This is a genomic window from Streptomyces sp. NPDC047130, from assembly GCF_040643475.1.
Classification (GTDB): Bacteria; Actinomycetota; Actinomycetes; order Streptomycetales; family Streptomycetaceae; genus Streptomyces.
In genome coordinates this window covers 25,184-41,189 of the sequence record NZ_JBEYUK010000001.1, presented here as the reverse complement: position 1 = coordinate 41,189, position 16,006 = coordinate 25,184, and the positions used below count along the sequence as shown (strand labels likewise).

Sequence of the window (16,006 nt, the reverse complement as noted above, 5' to 3'; positions counted from 1 at the left end):
TCCGGAGGCGCGGACGGCTGCGGCGGGGCGGCGCGATCCGGTGGCGTGGCGGGCACCGAGGGCTCGGGCGGCGCGTCGGACCCGTGCGGCGCCTTCGGGACGGGAGGGGTGGTCGGAGGCTGGGGCTGCCCGGGCGACGCGGCGGAGGCCGGGCGCTGGGTCGGCTCGGCCGGGGGGCTGGACCCCGCCGCCTCGGGGGACGCGGCGGACCCTGGCGGCTGCGGCGGCTCCGGAGGCGTGGTCGCACCTGGCGGCTGCGGCGGCTCCGGAGGCGTGGTCGCACCTGGCGGCTGCGGCGGCTCCGGGGGCGTGGTCGCGGCCGGGGCCGGTGGGGTGGAGGGGGCGCCCGGGGGCGGCGGGCCGGGGGGCGGCCCCGCGGTCACCGGCGCGGCACAGCGCGAGCAGAAGCGTGCCCCGTCGGGCCCCGAGGTACGGCAGCTCGGGCAGAACGTAGCCATGGGCACCACCCATCCTGGAGGACCGGACTGCCCCTTCGGACACCGGGACGTACCCCGTCGGTTCCCCAACATCCGCGTCGGACAACGGCGTTGGCCGACCCCTCAGACCCGCTTGAAACCCCGGTGCAGGGCCACGATGCCACCCGTGAGGTTCCGCCAGGCGACCTCGCCCCAGCCGGCCTTGACCAGGCGGGAGGCCAGTGCCGGCTGGTCGGGCCACTCCTGGATCGACTCGGCCAGGTAGACGTACGCGTCCGGGTTGGAGGACACTGTCCGGGCCACCGGCGGGAGCGCCTTCATCAGGTACTCCATGTACACCGTGCGGAACGGGGCCCACACGGGCCGGCTGAACTCGCTGATGACCACGCGCCCGCCGGGCCTGGTCACCCGGAACATCTCGGCGAGCGCCGCGTCGGTGTCGTGCACGTTGCGCAGGCCGAAGGAGATGGTGACGGCGTCGAAGGTGTCGTCCCGGAACGGCAGCTTCGTGGCGTCCCCCGCGGTGAACGGCATCCACGGGTGGCGTTCCTTGCCGACCCGCAGCATGCCGAGGGAGAAGTCGCACGGCACCACGTAGGCGCCGGCCTCCGCGAACGGCTGCGAGGAGGTGGCCGTGCCGGCGGCGAGGTCGAGCACCTTCTGCCCCGGCCGGGCGTCCACCGCCTTGGCGACCTCCTTGCGCCAGAGCCGGGCCTGGCCCAGGGACAGCACGTCGTTGGTGAGGTCGTACCGCTTCGCCACGCCGTCGAACATCGAGGCGACTTCGTGCGGCTGCTTGTCCAGGGATGCGCGGGTCACGCCGCCCATTGTTGCAGCCGCCCTCCCGCCCGGGACCGACGCCCCGTCGGTCAGCGGCGGCGGAAGAGCAGGCGGCCGCGGAGGACGGTGGCGACGCAGGTGGCCGCGCCCCGCTCGGCGAGGGCGGCCTCGTCGGGGACGTCGAAGACCGCGAAGGTGGCGTCCGCGCCGTCGACGGCGAAGGACGGGCCGTACGCCTCGGCGGGGGCCCGCCCGGCGAGCGGGTCGAGCGAGGGCGGCCCCGCGGCTGGGGCGAGGCGTTCCCCGGTGACAGGGACGGTGACGAGGCCCACCCGGTCGACGGCGTCCAGCGCCCCCGGCCGCCGGAGGGCGCCGGCGACGGCCACCGTGCCGTGGGCCAGCATCCGCTGCACGCCGCGCCGGGCGCTCGCGGACCACCGGGCCTCGGTCGTCCCGAGGGCGGCGAGCCGTTCCCCGGCCAGCGGCGCCGTCCCCAGCTCGTCCGCCTCGCGCGGGTCCGGGTGGTAGGTGCTCTCCAGCAGCTCGGGCCCGTGGGGGTTGACCAGGCCGGGCGTGATGATCCCGGGCCAACACCGCACCCGGGCGCCCGGGCCGGCCGCCACGACCTCCTCGTACGGCCCGACTCGGGCGACCGTGCCGCCCCGCACCAGCACCGCGCCCCGGGGGACGGGCGGCCGCCGGTCCCCCGTCACCAGGAGCTCGGCGGCGTGGATGGTCAGCACCGTGGCGTCGTCCCTCAGCCCGCGTCGACGATCTGCAGCTCCGGGTGGGCGATGCCGCGCTCGATGGCCGTGGAGGAGATGTGCGAGGTGACGCGGTCGCCGTCGCCCGGGTCGTTCGCCGGGTCGTCGTGCACCACGAGGTGCTCGTAGGTGGTGGCGCGCTGCGCGGGGACGCGGTCGGCGGCGCGGATCAGGTCGATGATCTCCTGCCGGTTGGAGCGGTGGCGGGCGCCGGCCGAGGAGACCACGTTCTCCTCCAGCATGATCGAGCCCAGGTCGTCCGCGCCGTAGTGCAGCGAGAGCTGCCCGGCCTCCTTGCCGGTGGTCAGCCAGGAGCCCTGGATGTGGGTGACGTTGTCCAGGAAGAGGCGGGCCACGGCGATCATCCGGAGGTACTCGAAGAGCGTCGCCTGGGTGCGGCCCTTCAGGTGGTTGTTCTCCGGCTGGTAGGTGTACGGGATGAAGGCGCGGAAGCCGCCGGTGCGGTCCTGCACCTCGCGGATCATCCGCAGGTGCTCGATCCGCTCGGCGTAGGTCTCGCCGGTGCCCATCAGCATGGTCGTCGTCGACTCGACGCCGAGGCGGTGCGCGGTCTCCATGATCTCCAGCCAGCGCTCGCCGCTCTCCTTCAGCGGGGCGATCGCCTTGCGCGGCCGCGCGGGCAGCAGCTCGGCGCCGGCGCCGGCGAAGGAGTCCAGGCCGGCCCGGTGGATCCGGGTGATGGCCTCCTCGACGGAGACCTTGGAGATCCGGGCCATGTGCTCGACCTCGGAGGCGCCCAGGCTGTGGATGACCAGCTGCGGGAAGGCGTCCTTGATGGCCTTGAAGTGCGACTCGTAGTACTCGACGCCGTAGTCGGGGTGGTGCCCGCCCTGGAACATGATCTGGGTGCCGCCCAGCTCGACCGTCTCCGCGCAGCGGCGCAGGATGTCGTCGAGGTCGCGGGTCCAGCCCTTCTTGGTGTCCTTCGGGGCCGCGTAGAAGGCGCAGAACTTGCACGCGGTGACGCACACGTTCGTGTAGTTGATGTTCCGCTCGATGATGTACGTCGCGATGTGCTCGACACCGGCGAACTTCCGGCGGCGGACGGCGTCGGCGGCCTGGCCGAGGGCGTGCAGCGGGGCGTCCCTGAGGAGGGCGACCGCCTCCTCGGGAGTGATCCGCCCACCGTCGGCGGCACGGTCGAGCACAGACTGAAGTTCGGCCTTCTCGGTCACCGATGCGTCCCTTTCGTCAAGGGTTTGGACGGACCGCATCAGCCTACGCCAGCCCCCCGACCGCCCCACCGGAGCCTCTGGACACTCCTGCGCCACCTCCCGCCTCGTGCGCGTCGCCACTGTTCAGCGCGCCGGCCGTCCGACGGGGGGGGGAAGGTCAGGCCGCCCGGGCGGCGGCGAGGAGGGTGAGGTGGGTGCCCAGGAGGAGGGAGGGGCCGAAGGCGAACTCCGTGCGGCGGCCGGCGCGGCGGAGGGCGACCAGGGCGAGCCCCTGGAGGCCGCCGAGGAGGACGCCGAGGAAGGCGCCCAGGATCACGGCGCCCCCGCCGTACCAGCCGAGGACGGCGCCGGCGGTGAGGGCCAGCTTGACGTCGCCGAAGCCCATGCCCGCCGGGCTGACCAGGTGGAGCACCAGGTAGCCGCCGGCCAGCGCGAGGGCGCCGAGCACCGCGCCGGTCCACCGGCCCGCGTGCCCGGGCAGGAGCGCGGCGCCCCCCAGCAGCACGAGGGCGGCCCCGGCCAGCGGCAGCGTCAGCACGTCGGGCAGGCGGTGGACCCGGAGGTCGACGGCGGCCAGCAGCACGCCCACGGGGGTCAGCAGCAGCCAGACGAGGAGTTCCGGGCGCGGCCCGGTCGCGGCGGCGAGGGCCGCGCTCAGAGCGGCCGTCACCAGGGGCAGCGCCACCCCGCCTCCGCCGTACGGCCCGGCGCAGCCACCGCACCGGGCGGTGCCGAGCCAGCCGGCCAGCGCGTGCCCGTCGGGGCAGTCGGCCCGCCACGGCCGCCCCGGCTCCACCGCCAGCCGGTACGCGGGCCTCGCCAGCGTCAGCCCCGCCACCGCCCCCCACCCCGCCGCCACCAGCACCAGCAGCCACAGCTCGGTCGTCACCCACCCAGCCTAGGCCGGGAACCGGACGGGGAGGGGCCCCGGCGGGAGGCAAGGAGTCTCCGGGTTCCGGGCCGCGAGCCGCGGGCCGGGTCGTTTCCCTACGTCTCCAGCAGCTGGACCCGTACGTCGGCCGGGAAGCCTGTGGTGGGGCCGACGCGGCGGGCGAACTCCGCGACGGCGCCGAGCTGTTCGGGGCCGAAGCGGAAGTCGAGGGTGGTGAAGTACCGCTCCAGGAGCTCGGCGTCGAACGCCTCCCAGCGGGCGGCCTGCTCGGCGACCTTGGTGACCTCCTCCAGGGAGAGGTCGCGGGAGGCGAGGAAGGCCTCGTGGACGCGGCGGGTGAGCTCCGGCTCGCGCTCGAGGTAGTCGCGCCGCGCGGCCCAGACGGCGAAGACGAACGGCAGGCCCGTCCACTCCTTCCACAGCGCGCCCAGGTCGTGCACGGCCAGACCGAGCCGCGGCGCGTCGTGCAGGCTGGCCCGCAGCGCCGCGTCGCCGATCAGGACGGCGGCGTCCGCCTCCTGCATCATCGCGCCCAGGTCCGGCGGGCAGGTGAAGTACTCGGGGGTGACGCCGAAACGCTCCTGCAGCAGGAGCTGGGCCAGCCGCACCGAGGTCCGGGAGGTGGAGCCCAGGGCGACCCGGGCGCCGTCGAGCTGCTCCAGCGGGAGCTGGGAGACGATCACGCACGACATCACGGGACCGTCGCAGCCGACCGCGATGTCCGGGAAGGCGACCAGTTCGTCGGCGTTCTTGAGGAATTCGACGAGGGTGACCGGGCCGATGTCCAGGTCGCCCGCGACCAGTTTCTCGCTGAGCTTCTCCGGGGTGTCCTTGGTCAGCTCCAGATTGAGGAGCGTGCCTGTTCTCGCGAGCCCCCAGTAGAGGGGCAGGCAGTTCAGGAACTGGATGTGGCCGACGCGCGGCCGGATGCGAGAATTGTCCACATCGCGAGACTAGACCCCGTCCGGCGCAACCCGGCGCTCAGGGTGCGCCCGCGCGCGCCCGCGTACCTCGTGCCCGCGGCACGACCGGCACCACCCCCCGGTCACCCGCACGGCCCAACCCAACCGTCAACCCCGATCTGCGAGTTTTATGCACACGGGTGACGTGATCTTGCCCTCTCTTGCGTCCGGGCCCTCGCGTGCTAGGCTCGCAGCAAGTTGCAGTTTGGTTTCCCTTGCAGTACAGAGCCTGCGGAGCATGTGACCGCGGGCTCTCGTCGTTTTCAGACTTGTGCAGTTGTTTCGGACACTTGCAGGTTCTGGAGCAGGGCAACCCTTTGGGCCCAAGGAGGGCTTATGGCTACCGGAACCGTGAAGTGGTTCAACGCCGAAAAGGGCTTTGGCTTCATCGCCCAGGAAGGCGGAGGCCCCGACGTCTTCGTCCACTACTCCGCGATCAACGCGAGCGGCTTCCGCTCCCTCGAGGAGAACCAGGCGGTGACCTTCGACGTGACCCAGGGTCCGAAGGGCCCGCAGGCGGAGAACGTCACCCCGCAGTAAGCCTCCGGCTCGAAGAGAGCCCGATGCTCTGCTCCGGTTGAGTTGATTCCGGAACGAGTGCAGTACCCAAGGAGCCCCCTGCCGGCTTTCGCCGGCGTCCGGGGGCTCCTGCCTTTTTCCGGCTGCCGCCGTTGACGCGCCGCCGCCGTCCCCGCGCCGGCCGCCGCCGTGGCGGCGCTCAGGCCCGTTCGAGGATGGCCGTGACGCCCTGGCCGCCGGCCGCGCAGACGGAGATCAGGCCGCGGCCCGGCCCGTCCCGCTCGGCCAGCAGCTTGGCCAGCGTGGCGACCACCCGGGCGCCGGTCGCGGCGAAGGGGTGACCGGTGGCCAGCGAGGACCCGGCCACGTTCAGCCGGTCGCGGTCCACCGGGGCCAGGCCCCGCTTCTCCCAGGCCGCCAGCGTGGCCAGCACCTGGGAGGCGAAGGCCTCGTGGATCTCGATCAGGTCGAAGTCCTCGATGCCCAGCCCGGCCCGCTCCAGCATCCGCGGCACCGCGTGGGCCGGGGCCATCAGCAGGCCGTCCTCGCCGTCGGCGACGTCCCCGTGCACGAAGTCCACGGCGGCCGTCTCGTAGGCCGTCAGGTAGGCCAGCGGCTTCAGTCCGCGCGCCTCGGCCCACTCCTCGCTCGCCAGCAGCACGGTGGCCGCGCCGTCGGTGAGCGGCGTGGAGTTGCCCGCCGTCATGGTGGGCTCCGGCCCGTCCAGCCCGAAGACCGGCTTGAGGGTCGCCAGCTTCTCCACCGTGGAGCCGGGCCGCAGGTTCTGGTCGCGGGCCAGGCCCCGGAAGGGCACCACCAGGTCCTGGAAGAAGCCCCGCTCGTAGGCCGCGGCCAGCTTGCGGTGACTCGCCGCGGCCAGTTCGTCCTGCGCCTCACGGGTGATGCCCCAGGCCCGCGCGGTGACCGCCGCGTGCTCGCCCATGGACAGGCGGGTGCGGGGCTCGGCGTTGCGCGGGATGTCGGGGACCAGGTGGGAGGGGCGCACCTTGGACAGCGCCTTGAGCCGGGCGCCGGTGGACCTCGCCCGGCGGGCCTCCAGCAGGATCCTCCGCAGCCGGTCGTTGAGCCGCAGCGGGGCGTCGCTGGCGGTGTCGGCGCCGCCGGCCACACCGGACTCCAGCTGGCCCAGCATGATCTTGTTGGCCACGGCGACGACGGCCTGGAGGCCGGTGCCGCACGCCTGCTGGATGTCGTAGGCGGGGGTCCTGGGGTCCAGCCGGGAGCCCAGCACGGTCTCCCGGGCCAGGTTGAAGTCGCGGCTGTGCTTGAGGACCGCCCCGGCCACGAACTCGCCGACGGCGCCGGGCTCCTGGAGGTCGTACCGCTCGACCAGCCCGTCCAGGGCGGCCGTCAGCATGTCCTGGTTGGAGGCGGTCGCGTAGGGGCCGTCGGAGCGGGCGAACGGAATACGCGTACCACCGACGACGGCGACCCGCCGGGTCGCCGGGGGCTGCAGGGAATCGGTCATCTTGGCCTGCTCCTTACCTCGAGCCTGGTGCCGCCCGGGCATCGGCGGCGCTCACGCACCGGTCCAGCGACCGGGGCTTACCCATCGAGCCTTACCATCGGTAACGTTACTCCAGAGTAAGCCGAAGTAAGCCACAGCGAGCCGTCGCGGGCCTCAGCACGCCACGGCAAGCCGCCCTCGTTCGTCGAGCACCTGCCTGGGAGCCCCCACATGGCCGACCGCTATCAGAGCTTCACCCGGACCGCGCCCGGCCGCTTCCTCAGCAAGCGGCTGGGGCTGCCGCAGCCCGCCCCGTTGCGCCGGTGGTCGGCCGAGCGGCCCGTCCTCGACGGCCCGCTGCTGCACCTGACGGCCGGGAAGTCCGCCCTCGACCTCTCCCCCGTGCTCGCCCGCACCGGACCGGAGGTGCGCACCGAGGGCGCCGAACGGCCCGCCGCGGTGGTGGTCGACGCCACCGGCGTGCGGACCGTGGAGGCGCTGGCCGGGGTGCACGGCGCGCTGCACCCGGTGGTGCGCGGCGTCGCCGAGTCCGGCCGGGTGGTCGTCCTCGGGGCGCCGCTCGACGCGGGCGACCACCACCAGGCAGCGGTCCAGCAGGGCCTGGAGGGCTTCGTCCGCTCGCTCGGCAAGGAGATCGGCCGGGGCCGGACGGTCAACCTGGTCCGCCTGACCGACGCCGCCTCGGCCGAGTCCACGCTGCGCTTCCTGCTCTCACCGAAGTCCGCGTTCGTGGACGGCCAGGTGATCGAGGTCGACGAGGCCGAGGTGACCGCTCCCGAAGACTGGGACCGTCCGCTGGCCGGGAGGACGGCGGTGGTCACCGGCGCCTCCCGGGGCATCGGCGCGGCCGTGGCCGAGACGCTCGCCCGGGACGGCGCCCACGTGGTCGTGCTGGACGTGCCGCAGGCCGAGGAGGAGGCCCGCGCGCTCGCCGGGCGGCTGGGCGGCACCGCCCTGGGCCTGGACATCACCGCCGTGGACGCCGCGGACCGGATCGCCTCGGTCCTGCCGGACGGGCGGCTGGACGTGCTGGTCCACAACGCCGGGATCACCCGCGACCGCCGCCTGGTCAACATGCCCGCGGACCGCTGGAGTTCGGTGCTCGACGTCAACCTGGCCAGCGTGCTGCACACCACCGACACGCTGCTGGCGCAGGGGCTGATCCCGCGCGGCGGCCGGATCACCGCCACCGCCTCCATCGCGGGCATCGCCGGCAACTCGGGGCAGACGAACTACGCCGCCAGCAAGGCGGGCGTCATCGGCATGGTCCGGTCGCTGGCCCCGCGGGCGCTCGCCGAGCACGGGGTCACCGTGAACGCGGTGGCGCCGGGGTTCATCGAGACGAAGATGACGGCGGCGGTCCCCCTGATGATCCGCGAGGCGGGCCGGCGGATGAACTCCCTGGTCCAGGGCGGGCTCCCGGTGGACGTCGCCGAGACCCACGCCTGGTTCGCCGGCCCCGCCTCCGGCGGCGTCAACGGGCAGGTCGTGCGGGTCTGCGGCCAGAGCCTGCTGGGGGCGTGAGGACATGACCGACGCGATCGTGCTCACCCGGCCGCCCGCGCTGGCGCCGCTGCTGCTGCGGGGCGCGCTGCTCTCCCCCACCAAGCGGCCCCGCCCCGACGCCCCGTTCCCGCGGACCCGGCTGGTGCAGCCCTCGGTGCGGGCGGACGCGGGGCGGCTCGGCGCCTACCGGCGGATCTGCGGGTTCGAGGACGACGGGACGCTGCCGGTGACCTACCCGCACGTCCTGGGCTTCGCCGCCACCATGCGGCTGATGAGCGGGCGGGCGTTCCCGCTGCCGGTGCTGGGGCTGGTGCACACGTCGATCGGGATCACGCGGCACGGCGCGATGCCGGCGGACCGGCCGTACGAGATCGCGGTCGAGGTGGAGGGGCTCGCCCCGCACCGGCGGGGCACGGAGGCGACGGTCCTCACCCGGGCGCGGGACGCCGGGGAGCTGGTGTGGGAGTCCCGCAGCACGTACCTGGCGCGGCACCGGGTCCCGCCGGGCGCGGCGGGCTCCGACGGCGGGGAGCGGAGGGCGGAACCGGACGGGACGGAACAGCGGGCGGAACCGGAGGGGACGGAGCAGCGGGCGCGGGAGCGGGCGGAGCCGGAGGAGCTGCCGGCGACGGCGGAGTGGCGGCTGCCCGGTGACCTCGGCCGGCGGTACGGGGCCGCCTCCGGGGACCGGAACCCGATCCACCTCTCGGCGGCGACGGCGCGGCTGTTCGGCTTCCCGCGGGCGATAGCGCACGGCATGTGGACGGTGGCGCGGTGTCTCGCGGCGTACGGGGTGCCGGAGGGGGCGGTGGTGGGCGCCCGCTTCAAGGCGCCGGTGCTGCTGCCGGCCACCGTCCACTACGCCGAGGCGGGCCCGCGCTTCCAGCTCCGCTCGTCCGGCCACCTCCACGTCGAGGGCGACGTCGCCCCGTCCTGACCCCCGCCGCCCTGACCCGCCCGCGCCCCGCCCCGGCCCCCGCCGGCCGTCAGGGCGGGGGCGGGGTCCAGGGGCGGCCGGTGGTGAGGTTGCCGAGGCCGGCCCAGGCGAAGTTCATCAGCGTCGCGGCCGCCTGCCGGGCCGACACCCCCTCCGTCGCGTTGGCCCAGGCCGCCATCGACTCCGCCGCCCCCACCAGCGCCTCCGCGAGCCCGGCCACCTCCCGTTCCGGGAGGTCCGGGTCGCGGTGCGCGGCCCGCGCCCCCACCGCGATCAGGTGGGTCACCAGCGCGACCAGTTCCTCGCGCATCGCCGCCACCTCCGCCGCGAACGGCTCCCCGTGCGTCCGGGCCTGGACGTGCAGGACCGCCCACCCGTCGGGGTGTTCCGCGGTGTGCCGGAAGAACGCGTGGAGTCCCGCCCAGAGTTGGCGGTCGGCGGGCAGCGAGGCGTCGGCGACGCCCGCCCGGACCGCGTCCGAGAGCGCCTTGGCCTCGCGGCGGATGCACGCGGTGAACAGGTCTTCCTTGGACTTGAGGTAGAGGTACACCAACGGCTTGGAGACGCCCGCCAGTTCGGCGACCTCGTCCATGGACGCGCCGCGGTAGCCGCGGCGGCCGAACACCCGGACGGCGGCGTCCATCATCTGTCGTTCGCGCTCCGCCCGCGGCAGGCGACGGGTCCGCACCGCTCCTCCAACCATGCGGCCACCCTATGACGCCTGCCGCCGGGCGGACCCCCTCGTTCACGACGGGGCCCCGGCGGAAGGATCCGCCGGGGCCCCGAAGACGTGCGCGACGCGGCGTCAGCCCACGGTGACCTTCTCGCGGTCCCCGGTGGCCGGCTCGGCGAGCGCGTGGCGGAGCTTCTCGCCCTCGATGTCGAGGTCCGGCAGCGCCCGGTCCAGCCACTTCGGCAGCCACCACGCGCCGCGGCCCATCAGCGACATGACCGCCGGCACCAGCGTCATGCGGACGACGAACGCGTCGATCACCACGCCGACGGCGAGGGCGAAGCCGATGGACTTGATGATCGGGTCGTGGGCGAAGACGAAGCCCGCGAACACGGCGATCATGATCAACGCGGCCGCCGTCACCACCCGCGCGTTGTGGCCGAGGCCGTTGACCGTGGCCTGGCGCGGGCTGTCCCCGTGGACGAAGTCCTCCCGCATGCGGGACACCAGGAACACCTCGTAGTCCATGGCGAGGCCGAACAGGATGCCGATGAGGATGATCGGCAGGAAGCTGACCAGCGGGCCCGGCGTGTCCACGCCCACCAGGTCGGCGAGGTGGCCCTCCTGGAACACCGCCGTGGTCAGGCCGAAGGTGGCGCCGACGGTCAGCAGGAAGCCGAGGGCGGCCTTCAGCGGCACCAGGACCGAGCGGAACACCAGCATCAGCAGCAGGACCGAGAGGCCGACCACCAGCAGCAGGTAGACCGGGAGCGCGTCCGCCAGCTTCTCGGAGATGTCGATGCCGATGGCGGTCATGCCGGTCAGCGCCACGTCGGCGCCCTGGACGTCGGCCACCTTCCCGCGGATGGCGTGGACGGTGTCCTCGGTGGCCGGGTCGGTCGGGCCGGTGGTCGGGATCACCGCGACCAGCGCGGTCGTGCCGTCCTGGTTGAACTGCGGCGGCGCGACGGCCGCGACGCCCTTGACGTCCGGGATCAGCGCGGCGACGTCCTGGACGGCGGCCTTGGTGGCGTTCGGGGTGTCGGCGGAGACGACGGCCATCAGGCGGCCGTTGAAGCCGGGGCCGAAGCCCTCCGCGGTGAGGTCGTACGCCTGCCGCTCGGTGGTCTCCACGGCGGCGGTGCCGGCGTCCGGGAGCGCCAGGTGCATGTCGCGGGCGGGCAGGGACAGCACGCCCAGGCCGGCGATGCCGACCAGCAGGATCGGGATGCGCAGCTTCAGCACCAGGCGGCCCCAGGTGTACCCGAAGCCCTCCTTGACCTCCGCCTCGCCCTTCTCGGCGACCGTGCTGCGCAGCTTGCGCGGCAGGATCCTGTCGCCGGCGAAGGCCAGCACCGCCGGGAGCAGGGTGAGCGCCACCAGCACCGCGACCGCGACGGTGGCCGCCGCGGCCAGGCCCATGGCGGACAGGAACGGGATGCCGACGACGGACAGGCCGGCCAGGGCGATGACCACCGTGGCGCCGGCGAAGACCACCGCGGAGCCGGCCGTGCCGATGGCCCGCCCGGCCGCCTCGCGGCGTTCCACGCCCTCGACCAGGAACTGGCGGTAGCGGGAGGTGATGAAGAGGGAGTAGTCGATGCCGACGGCCAGGCCCAGCATCAGCGCCAGCACCGGGCTGGTGCTGTTGAGCTCCACGAAGCCGGTGAGGGCGTACAGCCCGGCCATGCCGACGCCCACGCCCACCAGGGCGTTGAGCAGCGTCATGCCGGCGGCGACCAGCGAGCCGAAGGTGATCACCAGGACGACGGCGGCGACCGCCACGCCGATCGCCTCGGTGGACCCGATCTCCGGCGGGGTCTGGGCGAGTTCGCCGCCCACCTCGACCCGGACCGAGCCGCCCTCGCCGTCGTACTCCTCGGGCAGCTCGGCGTAGGCGTCGCGCTGCTTGTCGGTGATGTCGGCGATCTCGTCCTTGAACTGGACCTGGACCAGCGCGTACCGCCCGTCGGGCGAGACGGACTGCATCTGGAAGGGGTCCATCGCGGCGACCACGCCGGGTATGCCCGCCGCGTCCTTCACGACGGGCGCGACGTCGGCCGGGGTGAGCTTCTGCTCGGAGGTGATCACCACCGTGCCGGTCGCGCCGGCGGCCTGCGGGAACTGCTTCTGCAGCGCGTCCATCGCACGCTGGGACTCGGTCCCCGGCATCCGGAACGCGTTGGTGGTGGTGCCCATGAAGGCCGCCGCCGCACCGCCCATCAGGGCGAGCAGCAGCAGCCATACGGCCACCACCAGGCCGCGGCGCCCGAAGCACGCGCGGCCCAACCGGTAGAGCAAGGTCGCCATGGGAGTGGGGCCCTTCTTCTAGTTCTTCCCGAGCTGTGGATCGTTGTCGTGAGCGGCGCCCGGACCGGCGCCCTGACGGGCGTCCTGGTCGAGGGCGGCCCGGCCGGTGTCCCGGCCGAGGGTCCGCAGCGCGCCGGTGAGCAGCGCCTCGCGGAGGACGCGGTCGTCGTAGGGCAGGTCGCCCGCACCCGTGGCGAAGACGCCGCCGAGGGCCATCGCCGCGGCGATGCGGTCGCGGGGATCGGTGGAACGCCCCGCCACGGCGTCGACCAGCCGCTCCCTGATCCCGTCGATGGTCTCGACGCCCAGGTCGGGCAGCGTGGACACGTCGGCGAGGTTGTCGAAGAGCAGCTTGATCTCGCGGCGGAACCGCAGGGTGATGTCGACGAAGGAGTGGACCGCGGTGAGCGCGGCCTCGTCGCCGTCCATCTCCCTCAGCCGGTCGTCGAGCGCGAAGACCTCGCACCCCACCGGCATCAGCAGCTCGGTGAGGATCGCCTCCTTGTTGCTGAAGTGGTAGAGCAACGACGCCTTGGAGCAGCCCACGTCGGCGGCGATGTCCGCGAGGGACGTGCCGCGGAAGCCGCGGGAGACGAACAGGCGCAGGGCGGAGGCGAGCAGGCGCTCGTGCAGACCGCTGGACGGGCGTGCCATGGCACCACGCTAACTGTCCGAACGGTCAGATCTGACCGTTCGGACAGGCGACACGGTGTGTGTTCGGTCACGGAAGCACACGGGAAGGCCCGAAGTGGACCGGAATGCGCCGAAGATGCCGATAGGCCCCCTCCGCCCGGTCGGGCGGAGGGGGCCTGTCGGCTGCTCGTCCGCCCGGCCGGCGGTGGAGGTGGACGTGGCCGGTGCGGCGGGGCGGGTGGGTCAGACGGTGGCGGGCACCGGCTCGGGAGCCCGGTCGCGGACCTCCGGCTCGTCGCCCTCGAGCGGGGACGCGGAGGCGGTGCGGTAGGCGTCGCGGTCCAGGATGTTCTCCCGCGCGGCGACCAGGACCGGGACGACCGCCTGGCCGGCCACGTTGGTGGCGGTGCGGATCATGTCCAGGATCGGGTCGATGGCCAGCAGCAGACCCACGCCCTCCAGGGGCAGACCCAGCGTGGAGAGGGTCAGGGTCAGCATCACGGTGGCGCCGGTGAGGCCCGCGGTGGCGGCGGAGCCGACGACCGCGACGAACGCGATCAGCAGGTACTCCTGGATGCCGAGCTGGACGTCGAAGATCTGCGCCACGAAGATCGCGGCCAGCGCCGGGTAGATGGCGGCGCAGCCGTCCATCTTCGTGGTGGCGCCGAACGGCACCGCGAAGGAGGTGTACTCACGCGGGACGCCCAGGCGCTCGACGACCTTGACGGTCAGCGGCATGGTGCCGACCGAGGAGCGCGAGACGAAGGCCAGCTGGATGGCCGGCCAGGCGCCCTTGAAGAACTGGATCGGGCTGACCTTGGCGACGGTGGCGAGCAGCAGCGGGTAGACGCCGAACATCACCAGCGCGCAGCCGATGTAGACGTCGGCGGTGAAGGTCGCGTACTTGCCGATGAGGTCCCAGCCGTAGGTGGCGATGGCGCGGCCGATGAGGCCGACGGTGCCGATCGGGGCGAGCAGGATGACCCACCACAGCGCCTTCTGGAGCAGCTCCAGCACCGACTCGCTGAAGGAGAGGACGGGCTGCGCCTTCTCCCCGATGGCCAGGGCGGCGATGCCGGCGACGGCGGCCATGAAGACGATCTGGAGCACGTTCAGCTCGGTGAACGGCGTGATGACGTCGGTCGGGATGATGCCCGTCAGGAAGTCGATCCAGCTGCCCTGGCTCTCCGGCTTGGCGCCGTCCTTCGGGGTCAGGCCGGTGCCGGCGCCCGGGTTGGTGATCAGGCCGATGGCGAGGCCGATCACCACGGCTATCAGCGAGGTGATCAGGAACCAGAGCAGGGTGCGGGAGGCCAGCCGGGCGGCGTTGTTGACCTTCCGGAGGTTGGTGATGGACACCAGGATCGCGAAGAAGACGAGCGGGGCGACGGCCAGCTTCAGCAGCTGGACGAACGTTCCGCCGATCTTGTCGAGCGTGGTGACCAGCCAGGTGAGGTCCTGGCTGCGGGCCAGCCAGCCCAGCAGGACGCCGAGGACCAGGCCGGCGATGATCTGGGCCCAGAAGGGCACCCGGAGCGAGCGCTTGGGCCTGCTCACGGTTTTCGTGTTCTCGGACACGGACACGGACACACTCCGACGGGGAACGCGCGGGGGCGCGGGGGGACGAGACGTGCGAGGGCGGCGCCCCGGAATCGGTCAGCAGCGCCGCGGAAGGGATCGAGCGTGTGGAACGGGCTCAGACGAGAGCCGGACACGCCGCGACCGTGCGGCGGCAGAGGTCCACATGCAGGCGCGCCACCAGCGCGAGGCGCTGAGGCGTGAAGGGCGCGGCTGCTGACGTCATGCGAATACGTTAACAGCAATGCTTTGGGAACCCCAAAGCCTTTCTTTGTGAGGCAGGACGCTCTTTCACCCCATAAATGGCAAGTGCCCCGACTCCTTGGGGGGATCGAGGCACCGAGGGGGAGTGCGGAAGCGGGTCAGTCCTCCTGGGCGCGGTTGCGCTCCAGGTTGACCTTGGCGCGCTCCATCCGCTCGACGATCCGCACCGAGGCGCGGTCGCGCTCGCCGCGCAGCACCACGAAGCTGATCGGGGCGGAGAGCACCAGCGCCAGCAGGATGATCCACATGCCGTTGGCGTCACCGACGGCGCTCGGCAGGAGACCGGCGTAGACACCGCCCCAGACGACCACGAAGCAGCCCACGAAGATGCCGAGGCGCATCAGTGTGTAGCGGAGCATCTCAAACCCACTCTTCCGTCCAACGAGCCCGACACAAAGGCACTGCCGTCCAGTGAAACACGACGGCGGACGGATCTTGTGCGCGGGGCGGGGGGACCGAAGTGCTAGGTCAGCGGCAGGTACATGGTGATGTCGTCGCGGTCGTCGCCCGGCCCGACCCGGATGGCGCCGGGGACGCGGCCGACCTCCTTGTAGCCGCAGGAGGCGTAGAAGTGCTCCAGCCCGAGGCCGCCGCGGCAGCCCAGCCTGATGGCCTCGATGCCGTCCAGGCCGCGGGCGGCGTCGGCGAGGGCGGCCATCAGGTCGCGGCCGTACCCCTTGCCCTGGTGTCCGGGGTGGACCATCACGGTGTAGGCCATGACCCAGTGCCGCATCAGCCGGTGGCTGTTGAAGGCGAGGAAGCCGGTGGCCAGCACGCGGCCCCCGGCGTCCCGGCCGACCAGCAGCCGGGCGGTGCCGTCGGCGACCTGGGTGAGCTGCTTGACCAGCGCCGGGCGGATGTCGTCACGGGTCACCGTGGGCACGAACCCGACGGCGCCGCCGGCGTTGGTCACGTCCACCCAGAGGTCGAGGATGCCGTCGCGGAGGTCCGGGGTGACGGCCGGGTCGAACGTGAAAGTAAGGGTCATGAGGCGACCTTACTTATTACCGTTCGCGCTCCTCAAGACGATTCCACAGGGCGGACACCGGGGCGGGAACCGGCAGCC

15 protein-coding genes are annotated in these 16,006 nt (G+C 73.3%); 3 read left to right on the top strand and 12 right to left on the bottom strand.

All coding sequences use genetic code 11. The annotated features are described in order from the left end of the window. Nucleotides 1–560: 560 nt before the first annotated feature. The 5 genes from ABZ836_RS00180 to ABZ836_RS00160 all read right to left on the bottom strand — a co-directional run bounded on the left by ABZ836_RS00180 (nucleotide 561) and on the right by ABZ836_RS00160 (nucleotide 5,013). Nucleotides 561–1,256 (bottom strand): demethylmenaquinone methyltransferase, encoded by a 696-nt coding sequence (locus ABZ836_RS00180; RefSeq protein WP_356137191.1) that lies wholly within the window; start codon nucleotides 1,254–1,256, stop codon nucleotides 561–563. Nucleotides 1,257–1,306: 50 nt separating this feature from the next. Next, nucleotides 1,307–1,960 carry a hypothetical protein gene (locus tag ABZ836_RS00175; RefSeq protein ID WP_356137193.1) on the bottom strand — a complete coding sequence of 218 codons (654 nt, stop codon included), beginning with the start codon at nucleotides 1,958–1,960 and terminating at the stop codon, nucleotides 1,307–1,309. Nucleotides 1,961–1,974: 14 nt separating this feature from the next. Continuing rightward, entirely contained in the window at nucleotides 1,975–3,177 is a 1,203-nt protein-coding gene (gene mqnC / locus ABZ836_RS00170) for a cyclic dehypoxanthinyl futalosine synthase (RefSeq protein ID WP_356137195.1), read from the bottom strand. A 157-nt stretch (nucleotides 3,178–3,334) separates the two neighbouring features. Further along, nucleotides 3,335–4,066 (bottom strand): A24 family peptidase, encoded by a 732-nt coding sequence (locus tag ABZ836_RS00165; RefSeq protein ID WP_361138018.1) that lies wholly within the window; start codon nucleotides 4,064–4,066, stop codon nucleotides 3,335–3,337. Nucleotides 4,067–4,164: 98 nt separating this feature from the next. Further along, on the bottom strand, nucleotides 4,165–5,013 hold the full coding sequence (locus ABZ836_RS00160; RefSeq protein ID WP_361138016.1) for a menaquinone biosynthesis protein: 849 nt from the start codon (nucleotides 5,011–5,013) through the stop codon (nucleotides 4,165–4,167). A 354-nt stretch (nucleotides 5,014–5,367) separates the two neighbouring features. Between ABZ836_RS00160 and ABZ836_RS00155 the strand changes: the two genes are divergently transcribed. Further along, nucleotides 5,368–5,571: a cold-shock protein gene (locus tag ABZ836_RS00155; protein ID WP_108954893.1), complete on the top strand. Its 204-nt coding sequence runs from the start codon at nucleotides 5,368–5,370 to the stop codon at nucleotides 5,569–5,571. Between the two features lie 178 nt (nucleotides 5,572–5,749). On the opposite strand, the gene ABZ836_RS00150 is transcribed toward ABZ836_RS00155, so the two are convergent. Continuing rightward, the gene (locus ABZ836_RS00150) at nucleotides 5,750–7,039 is read right to left on the bottom strand and encodes an acetyl-CoA C-acetyltransferase (RefSeq protein WP_361138014.1); all 1,290 of its coding nucleotides are present in this window, start codon (nucleotides 7,037–7,039) and stop codon (nucleotides 5,750–5,752) included. 210 nt (nucleotides 7,040–7,249) lie between these two features. Between ABZ836_RS00150 and ABZ836_RS00145 the strand changes: the two genes are divergently transcribed. After that, nucleotides 7,250–8,563, top strand: a complete 1,314-nt coding sequence (locus ABZ836_RS00145) for a 3-oxoacyl-ACP reductase (protein ID WP_361138012.1) — start codon at nucleotides 7,250–7,252, stop codon at nucleotides 8,561–8,563. Between the two features lie 4 nt (nucleotides 8,564–8,567). Then, nucleotides 8,568–9,482 carry a MaoC/PaaZ C-terminal domain-containing protein gene (locus ABZ836_RS00140; RefSeq protein WP_361138010.1) on the top strand — a complete coding sequence of 305 codons (915 nt, stop codon included), beginning with the start codon at nucleotides 8,568–8,570 and terminating at the stop codon, nucleotides 9,480–9,482. A 49-nt stretch (nucleotides 9,483–9,531) separates the two neighbouring features. Here the strand turns inward: ABZ836_RS00140 and ABZ836_RS00135 are convergent, their stop codons facing one another. From ABZ836_RS00135 to ABZ836_RS00110, 6 genes are all read right to left on the bottom strand, one after another. After that, entirely contained in the window at nucleotides 9,532–10,185 is a 654-nt protein-coding gene (locus ABZ836_RS00135; protein ID WP_361138008.1) for a TetR/AcrR family transcriptional regulator, read from the bottom strand. Between the two features lie 102 nt (nucleotides 10,186–10,287). After that, a complete protein-coding gene (locus ABZ836_RS00130) occupies nucleotides 10,288–12,465 on the bottom strand; it encodes an MMPL family transporter (protein WP_356137209.1) in 2,178 nt (725 codons plus the stop codon). Between the two features lie 18 nt (nucleotides 12,466–12,483). Next, the gene (locus ABZ836_RS00125; protein ID WP_356137211.1) at nucleotides 12,484–13,119 is read right to left on the bottom strand and encodes a helix-turn-helix domain-containing protein; all 636 of its coding nucleotides are present in this window, start codon (nucleotides 13,117–13,119) and stop codon (nucleotides 12,484–12,486) included. A 222-nt stretch (nucleotides 13,120–13,341) separates the two neighbouring features. After that, a complete protein-coding gene (locus tag ABZ836_RS00120) occupies nucleotides 13,342–14,676 on the bottom strand; it encodes a dicarboxylate/amino acid:cation symporter (RefSeq protein ID WP_361138511.1) in 1,335 nt (444 codons plus the stop codon). Nucleotides 14,677–15,038: 362 nt separating this feature from the next. Further along, nucleotides 15,039–15,299 carry a DUF4229 domain-containing protein gene (locus tag ABZ836_RS00115; protein ID WP_356137213.1) on the bottom strand — a complete coding sequence of 87 codons (261 nt, stop codon included), beginning with the start codon at nucleotides 15,297–15,299 and terminating at the stop codon, nucleotides 15,039–15,041. Nucleotides 15,300–15,403: 104 nt separating this feature from the next. Beyond that, entirely contained in the window at nucleotides 15,404–15,928 is a 525-nt protein-coding gene (locus tag ABZ836_RS00110; protein WP_361138005.1) for a GNAT family N-acetyltransferase, read from the bottom strand. Between the last annotated feature and the right edge of the window lie 78 nt (nucleotides 15,929–16,006).

Bases quoted from the DNA above. Each gene is read 5' to 3' on its own strand.
- ABZ836_RS00125 (WP_356137211.1), bottom strand. From the start codon at position 13,119: ATGGCACGCCCGTCCAGCGGTCTGCACGAGCGCCTGCTCGCCTCCGCC.
- ABZ836_RS00140 (WP_361138010.1), top strand. From the start codon at position 8,568: ATGACCGACGCGATCGTGCTCACCCGGCCGCCCGCGCTGGCGCCGCTG.
- ABZ836_RS00115 (WP_356137213.1), bottom strand. From the start codon at position 15,299: ATGCTCCGCTACACACTGATGCGCCTCGGCATCTTCGTGGGCTGCTTC.
- ABZ836_RS00155 (WP_108954893.1), top strand. From the start codon at position 5,368: ATGGCTACCGGAACCGTGAAGTGGTTCAACGCCGAAAAGGGCTTTGGC.
- ABZ836_RS00130 (WP_356137209.1), bottom strand. From the start codon at position 12,465: ATGGCGACCTTGCTCTACCGGTTGGGCCGCGCGTGCTTCGGGCGCCGC.
- ABZ836_RS00110 (WP_361138005.1), bottom strand. From the start codon at position 15,928: ATGACCCTTACTTTCACGTTCGACCCGGCCGTCACCCCGGACCTCCGC.
- ABZ836_RS00150 (WP_361138014.1), bottom strand. From the start codon at position 7,039: ATGACCGATTCCCTGCAGCCCCCGGCGACCCGGCGGGTCGCCGTCGTC.
- ABZ836_RS00135 (WP_361138008.1), bottom strand. From the start codon at position 10,185: ATGGTTGGAGGAGCGGTGCGGACCCGTCGCCTGCCGCGGGCGGAGCGC.
- ABZ836_RS00145 (WP_361138012.1), top strand. From the start codon at position 7,250: ATGGCCGACCGCTATCAGAGCTTCACCCGGACCGCGCCCGGCCGCTTC.